Annotated in this window: 14 protein-coding genes; 7 read left to right on the top strand and 7 right to left on the bottom strand. The window is 67.6% G+C overall.

Features of this window, described 5'->3' with window-relative positions:
- Positions 1 to 2: 2 nt before the first annotated feature.
- From NFW30_RS05120 to nifL, 7 genes are all read right to left on the bottom strand, one after another.
- Positions 3 to 290, bottom strand: coding sequence for a 2Fe-2S iron-sulfur cluster binding domain-containing protein (locus tag NFW30_RS05120; protein WP_295352673.1), 288 nt, complete (start codon positions 288 to 290; stop codon positions 3 to 5).
- Positions 291 to 321: 31 nt separating this feature from the next.
- Positions 322 to 1,596, bottom strand: a complete 1,275-nt coding sequence (locus NFW30_RS05115) for an FprA family A-type flavoprotein (protein WP_295352671.1) — start codon at positions 1,594 to 1,596, stop codon at positions 322 to 324.
- Entirely contained in the window at positions 1,574 to 2,059 is a 486-nt protein-coding gene (locus NFW30_RS05110; RefSeq protein ID WP_295352669.1) for an ArsC/Spx/MgsR family protein, read from the bottom strand. The genes NFW30_RS05115 and NFW30_RS05110 overlap by 23 nt, the downstream gene beginning before the upstream one ends.
- A 3-nt stretch (positions 2,060 to 2,062) precedes the next feature.
- Positions 2,063 to 2,341 (bottom strand): 4Fe-4S dicluster domain-containing protein, encoded by a 279-nt coding sequence (locus NFW30_RS05105; protein WP_295352667.1) that lies wholly within the window; start codon positions 2,339 to 2,341, stop codon positions 2,063 to 2,065.
- Between the two features lie 10 nt (positions 2,342 to 2,351).
- Positions 2,352 to 3,884, bottom strand: coding sequence for a nitrogenase cofactor biosynthesis protein NifB (gene nifB / locus NFW30_RS05100; protein WP_295352666.1), 1,533 nt, complete (start codon positions 3,882 to 3,884; stop codon positions 2,352 to 2,354).
- A 286-nt stretch (positions 3,885 to 4,170) separates the two neighbouring features.
- On the bottom strand, positions 4,171 to 5,781 hold the full coding sequence (nifA, locus tag NFW30_RS05095) for a nif-specific transcriptional activator NifA (protein WP_295352665.1): 1,611 nt from the start codon (positions 5,779 to 5,781) through the stop codon (positions 4,171 to 4,173).
- A complete protein-coding gene (nifL, locus tag NFW30_RS05090) occupies positions 5,778 to 7,337 on the bottom strand; it encodes a nitrogen fixation negative regulator NifL (RefSeq protein ID WP_295352664.1) in 1,560 nt (519 codons plus the stop codon). The genes nifA and nifL overlap by 4 nt, the downstream gene beginning before the upstream one ends.
- Positions 7,338 to 7,603: 266 nt before the next feature.
- On the opposite strand from nifL, the gene rsxA reads away from it, so the two are divergent.
- The 7 genes from rsxA to NFW30_RS05055 are packed head-to-tail and all read left to right on the top strand — an operon-like array spanning position 7,604 to position 12,997.
- Positions 7,604 to 8,221, top strand: a complete 618-nt coding sequence (gene rsxA, locus NFW30_RS05085) for an electron transport complex subunit RsxA (protein WP_295352663.1) — start codon at positions 7,604 to 7,606, stop codon at positions 8,219 to 8,221.
- On the top strand, positions 8,197 to 8,742 hold the full coding sequence (locus tag NFW30_RS05080; RefSeq protein WP_295352662.1) for an RnfABCDGE type electron transport complex subunit B: 546 nt from the start codon (positions 8,197 to 8,199) through the stop codon (positions 8,740 to 8,742). The genes rsxA and NFW30_RS05080 overlap by 25 nt, the downstream gene beginning before the upstream one ends.
- A gap of 39 nt (positions 8,743 to 8,781) precedes the next feature.
- Complete coding sequence (gene rsxC, locus NFW30_RS05075; protein ID WP_295352660.1) at positions 8,782 to 10,311, top strand: electron transport complex subunit RsxC; 1,530 nt, start codon at positions 8,782 to 8,784, stop codon at positions 10,309 to 10,311.
- Positions 10,308 to 11,390 (top strand): RnfABCDGE type electron transport complex subunit D, encoded by a 1,083-nt coding sequence (locus NFW30_RS05070; protein WP_295352658.1) that lies wholly within the window; start codon positions 10,308 to 10,310, stop codon positions 11,388 to 11,390. The genes rsxC and NFW30_RS05070 overlap by 4 nt, the downstream gene beginning before the upstream one ends.
- A complete protein-coding gene (gene rsxG, locus NFW30_RS05065; RefSeq protein WP_295352656.1) occupies positions 11,387 to 12,016 on the top strand; it encodes an electron transport complex subunit RsxG in 630 nt (209 codons plus the stop codon). Before NFW30_RS05070 ends, rsxG begins: the two co-directional genes overlap by 4 nt.
- On the top strand, positions 12,013 to 12,687 hold the full coding sequence (locus NFW30_RS05060) for an electron transport complex subunit E (RefSeq protein WP_295352653.1): 675 nt from the start codon (positions 12,013 to 12,015) through the stop codon (positions 12,685 to 12,687). Before rsxG ends, NFW30_RS05060 begins: the two co-directional genes overlap by 4 nt.
- Positions 12,688 to 12,718: 31 nt before the next feature.
- Positions 12,719 to 12,997: an RnfH family protein gene (locus NFW30_RS05055; protein ID WP_295352651.1), complete on the top strand. Its 279-nt coding sequence runs from the start codon at positions 12,719 to 12,721 to the stop codon at positions 12,995 to 12,997.
- Positions 12,998 to 13,003: the final 6 nt, after the last annotated feature.

Here is a 13,003-nt window from a genome sequence, read left to right as displayed (position 1 = left end):
GCTCAAGCGGGCTGGACGACCAGGCAACCGCCCAGCACCTGCGCCTGACAGGCGAGGCGGTGGCGGCGCGGCGCCAGGTTGTCCCTGAGCACCTGCTGCTCGAGGACCGAGGGGGCAGCGAGGTGTTCATGACCGGAAACGATCCTGGTCAGGCAGGTACAGCACTCTCCCTCGCGGCAGCCGTAAACGATGCCTGCGCCAACTTTTTCCGACACCTCGATCAGGCGGGTGCCCGCGGGCACGGTGATGGTGACGCCGATATCCTGAAAGGTGATGCTGGCTTTGGGCATGTGGTTCTTCTCCGCTGGGTTGAAAGGGGAATCAGGAGATCTGTGCGAGATCGAGCGTACGTGGCGTCGGGCGACCGAGCAGGTGAAGCGCAATCTCCCGGCCAAGATCATGGCAAGCGGCAAAGTCGTCGCCGGTCGGCGCCAGGCGCGCCCGGACACCCGGCAGGGGAACGCGCAGCTTCAGGCGGCGCAGGCGCTCTTCGATCATCGGTACCGCCTCGCCGCTCCAGCCGTACGAGCCAAAGGCCGCGCCCAGCTTGCCCTTGAGGTCCACGACGGTCAGCGAGGAGAGAAGATCCCACACCGGTTTCACCGCATCGCCGTTGATCGTCGGACTGCCGAAGACGAGTGCGGCGGCTTCCTCGATGAGGTCGACGAAGGCCGCTGCTTCGCCACCTTCCAGGTCATGCAGCGAGATGCGAACTTCGCTGGCAGCAGTCGACGCGGACTCGGCTCCGGCGACGACGGCTTCCGCCATGCGGCGCGTGGCACCGTAGGCCGAGACATAGAAGACCGCCAGGGTTTTGGTCGCAGCTCCGTACACGGTGCGAGCGGCAAGCGCACGGTAGCGGGCGACGTACTCGTGCGGATCGCGCCGCAGAATCGGGCCGTGCGCGGGAGCGACGACGCGCAACGGCAATGCTTCGATCAGGTCCAGCGCGTCGCGCACGTAGCTGCCGAACGGGCGCATGATGTGTCGGTAGTAGTAGTCGAAGGAGAAGCGGAAATCGCCGACCGCGTCGTTGAACAAGCGGCTGTCGCAATAGTGGCAACCCAGGAAGTCGGCCGAGAACAGGATCCCTTCGGCCGCCAGCCAGGTGCATTGGGTATCCGGCCAGTGCAGGTACGGCGTGTTGAGGAACTGCAGTTGTCGATCGCCGAGATCGGCGTGGTCGCCGCTGCCGACGAAAGCGACCCGGCCCGCCAGGTCTGCCGGGTCGAAAAGCCCCTGCAGCATCAGGCGCGCCTGCGGCGAGACCAGCAGCGTCGCGCGCCGGGCGCGCCGCAGCAGCTCCGGCAGGGCGCCGGAGTGATCCGGCTCAAGGTGATTGAGAACGACGGTGGTGATTTCGTCGTAGCTGGCGATCGACTCCAGACGGCGAAAAAAGGTTTCCGAGAAGCCGCTCTTGACCGTATCGATGATGGCCACGCCCTGGCTGCCGCGCACCGCATAGGCGTTGTAGCTGGTGCCGTTGGCGCTGCGCAGGATGATGTCGAAGCGCCGCAGGTCGGGATCGAGGGCGCCGATCCAGTGCACTCGCGGGGCGACGGGCACGGCGCCGTCAGGGGTGGCCGCGGCTGTCATCGGCGCTCGGCCGGCGGCAGGGAGCTTCGCCGCCATCGGCCTCTGCCACGGCAGAGCTGTCATCCGCGAAACGCCGCGAACGGCAGCTTTCAAGTTCATCGGGCGGGACTTGCCGCAGGCCGATCCAGCTGTCGATCGTCGCGGCCTCGAAGCCGACCCTGCGTTCGTCCCCGACCTGCAGCAGCGGCCTGCGGATCAGCAGCGGATTGTTGCGCAGGAGGACGAGCGCAGTCGCCTCGTCCAGCTCCTGCGGCACGATCACCCCCGACCGCACGGCCGGTGCTGCCGGGTTGAACCACTGTGCCACGGGCAGGTCGGCGAAGAACTCGAGCAGGCGGAGATTGCTCCAGTAATGGCGACGCAGATCGCGAACGTCCAGCTCGTGACCGGCTGCAAGCAGCAGGGCCTTCTGGCGCGCATTGGCGGCGCACCCGCTCTTCTCGAAGAAGGTCACCAGAGCCATGGCTCAGCGCGCCGCGATCTCGGCCTGCGCCAGTGCCCAGCGCTCGGGTGGAACGCCACTCAGCGACCCCGGCGGATTGAGTGCCTTGCCGAGCTCGTCGATGATCGCCCCCTCGATCGGGCAGATGCTGGCGCACTGCGCGGCGGCAAAGTCGCCGACGCACTCGGTACAGCTCCCGGCCCTGATGACGAAATGCGGCTGCTCCACCTGAATCGCCTGGTTTGGACACAGCGGCACGCAGGCCCAGCAGTTTACGCAGCTGGCGACGATGGTGAAGGCCATGCCATGCTCCTCAGGCGCGCCTGGCGCCGGTTCTGGCGACGGTCAGCTTGCCGGCAGCGAGCATCTGCTGCCAGACGGCCATCACCGCCTCCTCGACCGCCTGCATGGCATGCTCGCCATTCGGCTGGATGCCGGCCGCGGCGAGTTGCCCCCAGGGTTCGTAGCCGATGCGCGCGCACAACAGCACCTCGCAGTCGACCAGAAGCTCGATCGTTCGCGCCAGCACCGACTCGGCTTCACCGCAGCTCTCGGCACCCGCGCAATGGGACTCCACCCTGCGGTGGCCGATCAGGCGGCAGCCGGCAGCCGAGGCCTCGTAGATGAGGAACTCGCGGGCATGGCCGAAATGAACGGCGACGACGCCGTTTCTCGCCGCCACCGCCATCAGCACCGGTCGGCCGGCCGGGGCCGCAGGCTTCGTCGCGCGGGAATGGAAGCGGACGACCTGCGGGTTCGCCCGCAACACAGCCGATGACACTGCCGGCGTCGGGCCGCTGGCACGCCTTGCCGCCAGCCTGGCGGCAATCTCCGCGCGCACCTCCCGGCGGACGGCCATCGCTGCCTCGTAATCGACGTCCATGGTCTCGATCCTGTCGAGCGTGAACTCGGCGCCACGATCCTCGCCGAGCATGCCGACCGCGTCCGCCCGGCACTGGCGGCAGTGACGCATCATCTTCATGTCGCCGGAGCAGGCATCCTGGACGGCCTGGAGTTCGACCGGCTGCGGACTCCTCTGGCCCATCACGCCATAGAACGTGCCGTGCTCGGGGCGGGCGATCAACGGCATGACGTTGTGCAGGAAGGCCCCCCTGGCCCTGACGACGCGGGATACTTCCGGCAGGTGCGCATCATTGACGCCGGGGATCAGCACCGAGTTCACCTTCACTAGGATGCCGCGCGCACTGAGCATCTCCAGACCGAGTTGCTGTTGCTCGACGAGAATCGCCGCCGCCTGCCGTCCGCGGACGCGCCGGTTCTGCCAGAAGATCCACGGATGGATCCGGGCACCGACATCCGGGTCTACGCAGTTGATGGTGATCGTCACGTGGTCGATGTGGTACCGGCACAGGTCCTCGACATGCCTGGGCAGCATCAGGCCGTTGGTGGAGACGCAGAGCTTGATGTCGGGCGCCTTCTGCGCCAACTGGCGGAAGACTTCGAAGGTCCGCTCCGGATTCGCCAGCGGATCGCCCGGACCGGCGATGCCGAGCACGCTCATCTGGGGAATCCTGGTCGCTACCGCGAGTGTCTTGCGAACCGCCTGGTCCGCGGTCAGGAGTTCGGAAACGACACCGGGTCGTGACTCGTTCGCACAATCGTACTTGCGATTGCAGTAGTGGCACTGGATGTTGCAGGCGGGCGCGACGGCGACATGCATGCGCGCGAAATGGTGGTGGGCATCCTCCGAATAGCAGGGATGATCCTCGATCCTCGCCCGGATGGCGTCCGTCAGACCGCCGCTCTGCCCGGGTCTGGCACCGCAACTGCCGGCTCCACCACCCGCGACGACGCGCGGCGAGGGTTCATTCACAGGCAGGTCCATGGCAGGCGGTTCCTTTCAGGCTGGAGGCATCAGCAATGCAGCAACTGTCGTGCCAGCTCTTCGATTGGCTCAAGTCATTGACCAATCGGCATTTGTCCAACTTGTCGCTGATGTCGCAAAGGCGACAAGTACCGACTGACGAACACACGCAAGCGCCCTCGGCGCGACCGCGGCAGCCCGCGACCAGCGCTGAAGCGGGTCCCGCTGCTGGACGGTCCGCCACCCCGCGCCCTCCTGGTGCTCGCTCCCGTTGGCCAGGAGCAGGCCCGCGGCCATCGGCAGGAGATCAGATTCGCTTCATCGGGATGTTCAGGATCTGCACCCGGTAGGCGATCTGCCGCGGCGTCATGCCGAGCAGACGGGCAGCGCGCGCCTGCACCCAACCGGCGCGCTCGAGGGCGGCAATCACCCGCTGCCGTTCGCCCTGTTCGACCGCCGGCCCGGCGTCGCCGGTGTCCACTGCCACGCTCGTGGCCCCGGCACCCGGCACTGCGGTGGTGGCAACCGGCGTGCCGGGCAGAGTGCCGGGGGCCACCCCTGGCTGGCGCCTGCTGCTCCGCTCGCGCACCCTGTCGATACGGATCAGCTCGGCGTCGATCTCGCCGCTTTCCGACATCACTGCCGCACGCTCGAGGCAGTTCTCCAACTCGCGCACGTTGCCTGGCCAGTGGTGCTGCACCAGACGCCGCTGCGCACCGGTGGTGAGGCGCAGCGGCCGGCGCTGCAGGCCGCCAAGACGGTCGAGCAGGTGCCTGGCGATCCGTGGCAGATCCTCGATCCGTTCGCGCAGCGGCGGCAACAGGATGGGCATCACGTTGAGGCGGTAGTACAGGTCCTCGCGGAAGTCACCGCTTTCGACCGCCGCTTCGAGATCGCGATGCGTGGCGGCCAGCAGCCGCACGTCGAGCTTCAGTGTGCGGCCGCCGCCAACCCGCTCGAGCTCGCCCTCCTGCAGCACGCGCAAGAGCTTTGCCTGGAAGGCCGCCGAGACGTCACCGATCTCGTCGAGAAACAGCGTGCCGCCATCGGCCATCTCGAAGCGCCCCTTGCGCGAACTCACGGCGCCGGTGAAGGCACCCTTCTCATGCCCGAAGAGTTCCGACTCCAACAGGTTCTCGGGCAGGGAGGCACAGTTGAGGCGCACGTACGGGCCGCGGGCCCGTGGCGAGTTGTAGTGGATGGCGTTGGCGATCAGCTCCTTGCCCGTACCGGTCTCGCCGCGGATCAGGACCGTCGTCGACCACCTGGCAACCATGCGCACCTGGTCAAAGACGCGCATCATGGCCGGCGAATGGCCAACGAGGTTGCCGAAGCCGGGACGGTGGCGCAGGGCGCGGCGCTGCGCATCGCGCTCGGCGTCGAGCGGACGACCCGCCCCCCGACTGACGTCGAGCGACAGCCGGACGTTCTGGGCGATCAGGTCGGCGACCAACTCGACGAAGCGGACCCGCTCGTCGAGCAGGCCGTCGTCCGGTGCATCGGGCTGCACCGCCAGCACACCCTGCAGCGTCCCGCCAAGACGGATCGGGACAGCGATGAACGGCAGCTCGCGTTCATACAGGCCGAGCCGGTCGAGGAAACACGGATCCTCGCCCACCTGGGCGATCGCGCACGACCTGCCGCTCTCGACGATGCGGCCCAGCAGCCCCTCGCCCGCCCGGTAGCAGACGGCCTGGAAATCATCGTGATCGAGACCATGCGCCGCGTGCACACTCAAGTCACCGCTTTCCGGCTCGGCGACGGCGATCAGGCCGCGACCCAAGTGACCACTGATCTCCAGTGTGCGCAGCACTTCGCGCAAGGTTTGCGGCGCATCGAGCGCGCTCGCCAGCAACTGCCCGACGCGCGCGAGAAGCGCAAACTGGGACTGCAGCAGCGATGCGGACGGATCGTTCATGGTCGTCGGCGCAGCGGCAGCAACACGCGCACGCGGCAGCCGCGAGTCGTCGTTGGCTCGATCTCGAGGAAGCCGCCATGCTCGGCAGCGACCTGCTGCGCTGCCGACAGGCCGGTGCCGAGATGACCGCCGCCACGCTTGGTGGTGTGGAAGGGCTCGAAGACTTTCAGCAACTGGGCGCTGTCGATACCTGGTCCGCTGTCGGCGATATCGACTTCTATGCCGCCAAGACGCGCCCGACTGGCCACCGTCAGTTCGCGCTCACGGCAGCCGCGGGTGTTCATCGCCTCGATGGCATTGTCGATCAGCGCCTTGAACAGCGAGCGCAGCCTGTTCGGCGCGCCCAGCAGCGCCGGCAGCATCGCCTGCGGTTGCCAGATCACCGTAATTCCGGCGGCGAGCAGGCGGCCGGTGGACAGGTCGAGCACGTCGCGCAGCAGTTCGTTGAGGTTGACCGCAGCAATCGCTTCGCGAGTCTGTGCCGGGATCATTGAACGGAGGTCCGCGAGCACCTGCTGGCCAGTGGCAATGGCCTCGGCAAGAGCGGCCGACATCGGGTCCGTACCGCCCTGGCGCCGCGCCAGCATGCCGACCACCGAGGCCATCATGTTGAGCGGCCCTTCGAGGCGGAAGATCGCCGCCGCGAGGCTCTCGCGCAGACCGGACGCGCGATCCTCGTCGGCCATCAACGCCTGCAGTGCGGCGACGCGCGCCTTCTCCTGCTGCATGCGCAGGCTCGTGATCTCCTTTGCCACAAGCAGCACGTAGTCGCGCCCCTGACCGGCGAGGAAGGCGTCGGCAGAGGTGTCGTCCTCGCGGACGCGGCTGCCCGAGCACGAGAACCAGCGCGGTGGGCGACCACCGGCAGGATCGAGCCGCACTTCGCGATCGAGAAAGAGATAGCCGGATGGGCGCCGGCCACGTCCCGCCTCCGGTTCGAGGCTGGCGCGCACCGCCGACATGAGCATCGGTGCCGGCTCTGCCATTCCCAGGTCGGCCTGCAGCTTCTTGTACTCGTGGTTGTCGAGGACGACGCGGTCGTCGGCGTCGAGCAGCGCAATGACCATCGGTGCGGCATCGACAACCGACTCGATCAGCGCCTTCTGATTCCGTACCTGGGACTCCAGGCGGTGGAGGTCGGTGATGTCGCGATGCATCCCGAGATAGTTGAGTACCTCGCCGCTGCCGTTGACCACGGGCGAAATGCTCAGCTCGGCAAGATACTTGCTGCCGTCCTTGCGCCGATTGACCAGATGCCCACTCCAGGGTTCGCCATGCGAGATCGTCTGCCAAAGGGTGCGATAGAAGGCACGTGGCATGCTGTGGTTGGAGACGATCGACTGGTTCTGGCCCACGGCCTCCTCGCTCGCGTAGCCCGTGACGCGGGTGAAGGCTGGATTGACGTAGAGGATGTTGCCCCGCCCATCGGTGATCGAGATCGCCATGTCGGCCTGATTGACCGTCTGCTGGAAGACCTGTGGATGGACGCTCGGCGGCAGCACCTCGACCACCCGCGTTGCGCCGTCGGTCGCTGCCTGGAACTGGCTGCTGGTCATCGCGTGCCTCCCCTTCGAAGTGTTTGGCCAATGCCGAGCACTTTTCGTGCCGCCATTGATTCGCCTGACATTTCTCGTTGTATTCGTGGCGATTTGTCGGGTTTCCGACAACGCTGGCGGCTGCCGCGTGCAGCCTGCCGGGGCGTGCACGAGACCGGAAAACGCCATGCTGGTGCGCACTTGGCAACGCCGGCACGGCTCTGGCATGCCATCGCGCAAGCAGTGGCACGGTTCGTGCCTGACCATGGCCAAGGAGCTTGCCGACAATGACCGCCTATTTCCTGCTGCTGCTGACGACCGCCCTGGTCAACAACGTGGTGCTGGTCAAGTTTCTCGGACTGTGCCCATTCATGGGCGTCTCGCGAAACATGGACAGCGCGCTGGGGATGGGGCTCGCCACGACGTTCGTCATCACCCTGGCCTGCGCCGCCACGTGGATGCTCGAGCACTGGCTGCTGATGCCCTTTGACCTCGGCTACCTGCGCATCCTGAGCTTCATCCTGGTCATCGCGGCGACCGTTCAGTTCGTCGAGATGGTCGTCGGGAAATCGGCACCGGCGCTGTATCAGGCACTGGGAATCTATCTGCCGCTGATCACGACCAACTGCGCGGTGCTCGGCGTGGCGCTGCTCACCGCCCAGGAAAGGATGGGCTTCCTGCAGAGCCTCGTGTATGGCTTTGGTTCCGCCCTCGGCTTCACCCTGGTGCTGCTGGTCTTTGCCGGCCTGCGCGAGCGGCTGGCGCTGGCGCGGGTGCCGGCCGCCTTTGCCGGCGCGCCAGTGAGCTTCATCCTCGCCAGCCTGCTGTCACTGGCATTCATGGGCTTTGCCGGCCTCAGTTTTTCACAGGAGACCTCCTCATGTGGCTCGCCGTTCTGTCCCTGACCGTTCTCGGCACCCTGCTTGGCCTCGCCCTCGGCGTGGCGGCGAAGTACTTTCACGTCGACGGCAACTCGCTGGTCGCCGAGATCGAAGCGCTGATGCCCGGTTCGAACTGTGGTCAGTGCGGCTTTGCCGGCTGCCCGCGCGCGGCGGCCGCGATCGCCGAGGGAAGCGCACCAGTGACGCTCTGCCCACCCGGGGGCAGGGCGCTGGCACAGGCGCTGGCGGCGAAGCTCGGGATCCGCATCGACCTCGATGCCGTCGTCGACCACGGACCGCAGATTGCCAATGTCGCCGAAGACATCTGCATCGGCTGCTGCCGCTGCAGCAAGGTCTGTCCGACGGATGCCATCCTCGGCGCGGCGAAGCAGATCCACAACGTGATCCGCGAAGCCTGCACCGGCTGCGGCAACTGCATCGACCGCTGCCCGACCGAGGCGCTGCTGCTGCAGACGCTGCCGGTCACGGTGCAGCACTGGGTCTGGCCGAAGCCGGCAACGACGCCAGCGGCGTTCGCTGCGTAGCCGGCAATCGACTGTCACCGACCGACAACGAGGCTCGACGTGGGCATCCTGGAAAAGATTCTCGGCCGCCACCCGCATTGGGGTGTCCATCCGGACGACCACAAGCGGCCTGCGGCAGACGCGCCGCTGCGCTCGCTGCCGTTGCCGGAGGTGCTCCGCGTGCCGCTGCAGCAGCACGTGGGAAGTCCCGCGCGGCCGGTGGTGCTGGTCGGCGAGCGTGTCTTGAAGGGCGACCTGATTGCCGAACCGAACGGCAACATCTCGGCGCCGGTGCATGCGCCCACCTCGGGCCGGATCAGCGCGATCGGCGAGATCACCGCACCCCATCCTTCCGGCCTGCCGCAACTGGCGATCACGATCACCGCCGACGGCGCCGACACCTGGTGCGAACGCCAGCCGGTGGCCGACCCGCTCGCGCTGGCACCCGAGGAAATCTCCCGGCGAACGGCGGCAGCCGGTGTCGTCGGACTCGGTGGCGCCACCTTCCCGGCGGCGGTCAAGTTCAACCTCGGCCGCCGCCTGCGGGTCGGCACGCTGATCGTCAACGGCGGCGAATGCGAGCCTTACCTGTCAGCGGACGATCGCATCATGCGCGACCGTGCCACCGAAGTGGTCGACGGTCTGCGCATCGTCATGCACGCCATCGGCGCCCGCGAAGCGCTGGTTGGCATCGAGGACAACAAGCCGCAGGCGATCACCGCCATGCGGGCGGCGGCCGCCGCTTTCGGCCACGTGCAGGTGCGGGTGGTGCCAGCGCGCTATCCGATGGGATCGGACAAGCAATTGATCCAGACCCTGACCGGCAAGGAGGTCCCGGCCGATGCGCGTGCCGCCGAGGTGGGCGTGCTGGTGCACAACGTGTCGACCTGTGCCGCGGTGCACCGCGCGCTGCGCCACGGCGAGCCGCTCGTCGAGCGCATCGTCACGCTGAACGGCGGCGCCCTGACGCGACCCGGCAATGTGCTGGCACCGATCGGCACGCCGGTGGTCGATCTCCTGCGCTTTGCCGGCATCCGCGAGCGGCCGGCGCGGCTGATACTGGGCGGACCGATGATGGGCATCGTCCTGCCGCACGCCCGGGTACCCATCGTCAAGGGGGCGTCGGGCGTCCTCGCCTTCGACGCCGCCGAAGCGCGGACGCCGGCTGCCGGACCCTGCATCCGTTGCGGCAGTTGCACGCGGGCGTGCCCGATGGGCCTCCTGCCGCTGGAGATGGCCAGTCGCATCGACGCCGACGATCTCGACGGCGCAGCGGGCCTCGCTCTGTCCGACTGCATCGGCTGCGGCTGCTGTACCTACGTCTGTCCCTCGCACATTCCACTGGTGCAGTATTTCAGCTACGCCAAGGGCGAATTGTCGACGCGCGAGCGGAACAGGCTGCGCGAGGCCGCGACGCGCCGTCTTGCCGAAGAGCGTGCCGCGCGGCTGCAGCGCGAGGCGCGCGAGAAGGCAGTTGCCGCCGCCAGACGCAAGGCGGAGCGAGCCGCCACCAAGGCCGCCGCCGGTGCCGGAGTGCCGCCGCTGCGGGAACGCGTCGTCGTCACGCCCACCAGCGAGACAGCGACATGATCACGCCGCGCCACGTCGCTCCGGTCGCGGCGCCGCATGCCGCTGGCGCCAACAGCGTCGCCCGGGTCATGTTGTGGGTCGCTGCCGCCCTGCTCCCGGCGACGCTCTTCGGTTTCTGGCTGTACGGCTGGCCTGCCCTGCACCTGTGGTGGATCACCACCGCTTCGGCGATCCTCGGTGAGGCGTTATGCCTGCGCCTGCGACGGCAACCGGTCCGGGCGTCACTGCGTGATGCTTCGGCCCTGCTCACCGGCTGGTTGCTGGCGCTCTCGCTGCCACCCTGGGCGCCATGGTGGATCGGCGTCGTCGGCGGGCTGTTCGCCACCGTGATCGGCAAGCAGGTCTTTGGCGGCCTCGGGCAGAACCTCTTCAATCCGGCGATGGTGGCGCGGGTGATGCTCCTGATCTCCTTCCCGGTGCCGATGACCCTGTGGACGGCGCCGATCCCGCTGCTCTCGGCGAACGCCCCGGGATTCGTCGATGGCCTGCGGATCACCTTCGGCACCCTGCCGGCAGCGCTCGACGCGATGAGCAGCGCGACCCTCTTTGGCTACGCCCGCAGCGAACTGTCGCGTGGCGTCGATCTGTTGCAGTCGCTGGCGGCGACGCAGGCACCGCCGCTCAGCCTCGTCGGCGAGCGCGCCGGCAGCATGGGCGAGACGGCGTCGCTGCTGCTTGCTGCCGGCGGCCTGCTGTTGCTCGGCTTGCGCCTCATCACCTGGCACATCCCGTTCGCCATGCTGGCGACGCTTGCCCTGCTCGCCTCGCTGATGCACGGCAGCGACCCGGCTCGCTACCTGTCGGCCGGCACCCACCTGCTGTCCGGCGGAGCCATGCTGGGCGCCTTCTTCATTGCCACCGACTACGTGACATCGCCCAACACGTCACTTGGCCAGTTCATCTTCGGTGCCGGCGTCGGCTTCCTGACCTACGTCATTCGTACCTGGGGCGGCTACCCGGAAGGCGTCGCCTTCGCCGTGCTGCTGATGAACGCGCTGACACCGGTGATCGACCGCTATGTCAAGCCGCGTATCTATGGTCGCGACCGCCACGGCAGACCGCTGGAGATCGAGTCGTGAAGCTTGCCATAGCCGCGCTGCGCGACCGCCTGGCCTATCAGGGGATTTCGCTCGGGGTGATCGCGCTGCTCGCCAGCGCAGCCCTGGCCTTCGCCGTCAGCGCGACGCAGGAGCGGATCGTCGCCGCCGAGGCGAGAGATCTACAGGCGTCCCTGGCGCAGGTTCTGCCGGAGCGATTCGCCGACAATGACCTGCTGGCAGACACGCTGGAGATCGGCAACGGCGACGGGACCAGCAAGCGGGTTTACCTCGCACGCCGCCAGGGCGAGGTCGCCGCGGCCATCTTCCAGACCTCGGCGCGCGGCTACGCCGGCGATGTGCTGGTGCTGGTCGGCATCGACCGCACTGGCATGCTGCTCGGCGCACGTGTCCTCAAGCACAACGAAACCCCCGGTCTGGGCGACAAGATCGATCTCGCGAAGTCACCGTGGATCCTGTCGTTCAACGGCCTGTCGCTGGCGACGCTGCCGGCAGCGCAGTGGGCGGTGAAGAAGGATGGCGGCGTCTTCGACCAGATGGCCGGCGCCACCATCACGCCGCGCGCCGTCGTCAAGGCGGTCAAGGAAGGACTGGATTTCTTCGCCGCGCACCGCGCGGAAATCCTGCGTGGAGGCAGGACCCCATGAAGCGACTCGTTCAGACCCTGAAGGAGGGCCTCTGGTGGCAGAACGTCGTCTTCGCCCAGATGCTCGCCCTCTGCCCGGCGATGGCCGTCACCACCAGCGGCACCAACGGCCTCGGCATGGGGCTGGCGACGACCGCGGTGCTGATCACGTCCAATGTTCTGGTGGCATCGATCCGCTCGCTGGTGAGCCCACAGGTACGCATCCCGATCTTCGTCGTCCTGATCGCGACGCTGGTGACCCTCGTCGATCTCGGGCTCAATGCCTGGCTGCACGACCTGTACAAGGTGCTTGGCCTGTTCATCGCGCTGATCGTGGTGAACTGCGCCATCCTCGGCCGCGCCGAAGCCTATGCCTCGAAGAACGGCGTCGCCGCATCGGCCGCCGACGGTCTGGCCATGGGTCTCGGCTTCACGGCCGCCCTGACGTTGATCGGCCTGATCCGCGAGTTGCTCGGAAACGGCACACTGTTCGCACAGGCGAGCCTGCTGCTGGGACCCACGTTCCGCGCCATCGAACTGACGGTGATCCCCGGCTATGGCGGCTTCCTGCTGATGATCCTGCCGCCGGGCGGCTTTCTCGTCCTCGGCCTGTTGCTTGCCGGCAAGCGGGCGTTCGAGTTGCGCGCGCGAGCGGAGAAGGGTGCCGTGGTGCCGGCTTCGGCGCTCACCTGAGCCTGTTGCCGGCAGCGAAAGGAGTGTTCTCATGCAGGTAGGCGTCGCTTACTCCGCGGTTGGGCAGCAGATCTGGATGACGATCGAGGTGCCTGACGAATCTACCGTTCGTCAGGCGATCGACCGCTCCGGGATCCTCCGGTCCTTTCCCACGATTGACCTGCAAACCCAGAAGGTGGGCATTTTCGGCCGCCTGGTGAAGCTCGACACGACCCTTCGGCCGGGCGACCGGGTCGAGATCTACCGCGCCATCACCTGCGACCCCCAAACGGTCCCGCGCCGCGATGGCGATGGCGATGACGACGAGTAGGCTGGC

Source organism: Accumulibacter sp. (assembly GCF_023806635.1).
Classification (GTDB): Bacteria; Pseudomonadota; Gammaproteobacteria; order Burkholderiales; family Rhodocyclaceae; genus Accumulibacter.
This window is presented reverse-complemented; position numbering and strand designations above follow the sequence as displayed.